This is a genomic window from Acidaminococcus sp. CAG:542, assembly GCF_000437815.1.
Taxonomy (GTDB): Bacteria; Bacillota; Negativicutes; order Acidaminococcales; family Acidaminococcaceae; genus Acidaminococcus.
In genome coordinates, this window is record NZ_FR902101.1 from 1 (window position 1) to 939 (window position 939).

Below are 939 nucleotides of genomic sequence, written 5' to 3' on the forward strand. Positions count from 1 at the left end.
CCTTTGGGTCAATTATAGTCCGGCCTTAACACGGTCCAGCTTCAGGTTGTCCACATGCCAGATGATGTTGGTCACTGCATTGAGGAAGGGTACATCATGGGAAATCAGGATGAAGGCGTTTTCGTAGTCCTGGAGATACCGGGTAAGCCACTGGATGTGCTCCGCATCCAGGTAGTTGGTGGGTTCGTCCAGCAGCAGGATGTCAGGGTTCTCCAGCAGCAGCTTGGTGAGCAGCACCTTGGTCCGCTGGCCCCCGGACAGTTCGTCCACCTTGTGTTCCAGGCCGATGTCCCGGAGCCCCAGGCCTCCGGCCACTTCTTCGATTTTGGCATCCAGGTTGTAGTAGTCCGCCGCTTCCAGCCGTTCCTGGATTTCCCCCACTTCCTCCATAAGCCGTTCCATTTCTTCCGGGGAAGCGCTTTCCATTTTGTCGTAGTCTGCCAGCATTTCCTGTTCCTGTTCCACCAGGTCCTGGAAGGCGGTGCGGAGGGTTTCCCGGATGGTCTTCCCGGGCTCCAGGGCGGAATGCTGGTCCAGGTAGCCCACTTTGGTCCGCCGGGCCCAGGTCACCTTTCCTTCATCGGGAGTCAGTTTCCCGGTGATGATGGACATAAAGGTGGATTTCCCTTCCCCGTTGGCCCCCACCAGGGCCACATGTTCCCCCTTTTCCAGGCGGAAAGAAACATCGTCGAAAATTTCCCGTCCCCCATAGCTGTGGGAAAGATGGGCAACATCCAAAACACTCATGCAAGAACTCCTTTTGTTGATTCGTTCACCGCCAGCAAAGCTGGCTTCCTTCGGCCATTGACCATTGACCGCTGACAGGGTGAAAAATACTTTTCACCCTCTATAATCGGTTAAGTATACCATAAAATCCTCTTCCCGTTCAATGATTCCAATAGTTGCACTTAGTGTAAAATAGTTCTCGGTAAAATGAAT

1 pseudogene is annotated in these 939 nt (G+C 53.7%); it reads right to left on the minus strand.

The annotated features are described in order from the left end of the window. Positions 1-30: 30 nt before the first annotated feature. A pseudogene (locus QVO43_RS08890) lies at positions 31-747 on the minus strand (ATP-binding cassette domain-containing protein); the annotation flags it as partial. Positions 748-939: the final 192 nt, after the last annotated feature.